1 protein-coding gene is annotated in these 1,291 nt (G+C 68.5%); it reads right to left on the bottom strand.

Going from position 1 to position 1,291, the window contains the following annotated elements:
* Positions 1 to 138 precede the first annotated feature (138 nt).
* Positions 139 to 1,215, bottom strand: coding sequence for an IS5 family transposase (locus ACFHNC_RS24650; protein WP_437171880.1), 1,077 nt, complete (start codon positions 1,213 to 1,215; stop codon positions 139 to 141).
* Positions 1,216 to 1,291: the final 76 nt, after the last annotated feature.

Raw genomic sequence — 1,291 nt, 5'->3', positions numbered from 1 at the left:
TGGACACCTCCAGAAACCTCGCGGCTTCGGCGGATGAGGGCGGTATGAGGCTGCCGGGGCGGCGACGACGCGGTTGCGCGTGCATCCGGGGAACGGGGCCGCTATGTCGGTGGCGGCGGCTTGCCTGCTTGCGTGCCGCTACGAAGTCGCGGGCTTGCTGCTGAGCCAGACGAGCCGCTTCATGTTGTAGGCGAGATTGGCGAGGCCGATCTTCACCCGTGCCCTGGCGATGCCGATGGTGCGCACGACCAGAGCCATCGGCCCCTTCTGCCGGGCAAAGACGTGCTCGACGGCCGAGCGAACGGTCGATTTGCGGGCATTGGCCCGCCGCGTCCTTGCCGCCATCGGCCGCCCCGGCGGCTTCTTGCGGTGGATGCGCGAGACCAGGCCACGCTCGGCCAGCCATGTCTCGTTCTTCGCCGAGCGATAGGCGGTATCGGCCCAGACATCGCCGGCGGTGTTGTCGGCATCGACCACCTCCGCGAGGCGCGCACCGTCATGGGCGGCGGCGTGGCTCGCGGTCCAGCCGCGGATCAGCCCGTGCCGGCGATCGATCGCGACGTGGTTCTTGTACCCGAAGGCCGGCACTGCGAGATCGACCTGCGGCGCGCCATCCTCGCGCGGCCTGGCCTTGGAGAACTTCACCGTCCAGCGCGCGTCGCGGTCCTTCTGGCGCAGCTTCGCGGGCTTCTCCGCCCAGCCTTCAGGAACCTGCCCGGCCTTGATCGCCGCCCGCTCCGCCTCGGTATTGCGCTGCTTCGGTGCGGCGACGATGGTCGCGTCCACGATCTGCCCGCCCATCGCCAGGTAGCCAGCGGCGCGCAGTGTGGCATCGAACTGCGCGAACAGCCGCTCCACCGCGCCCGTACGCTTCAGCGCCTCGCGGAATGCCCAGATCGTGTTGGCATCCGGCACCGGATCGGCCAGCCCAAGGCCAAGGAAGCGCATGAACGACAGACGGTCCTTGATGAGGTACTCGCAGCGCTCATCGGACAGCCCGTGCATCGCCTGCAGCAGCAGGATCTTGAACATCAGCACGTGATCGAAGGCGGGCCGGCCGCCCTTCGTACCGTCGGCGCGCGGCACGGCCTGCTCCAGCTCAGCACGGAACATGGCGAAATCGACCAGCACGGCGATCCGCTCGAGGTCATCGCCCTTGGCCGACAGCTCCCGCAGCCGCTCCTCCACGTCGAAGAATCCAGGCTGCCAAACCATCGCCTTCCCCCGCGCTCCTCCGCGTCAGTGAATCAGCCGAACAGCATCAGGGCGAGGGGTTTCTGGAGGTGTCCAG

This window comes from Falsiroseomonas sp. E2-1-a4, assembly GCF_051433165.1.
Classification (GTDB): Bacteria; Pseudomonadota; Alphaproteobacteria; order Acetobacterales; family Acetobacteraceae; genus Falsiroseomonas.
Note: the sequence above shows the minus strand (reverse complement) of the source record. Positions and strands in the feature narration are given on the sequence as shown.

Bases quoted from the DNA above. Each gene is read 5' to 3' on its own strand.
- ACFHNC_RS24650 (WP_437171880.1), bottom strand. From the start codon at position 1,215: ATGGTTTGGCAGCCTGGATTCTTCGACGTGGAGGAGCGGCTGCGGGAG.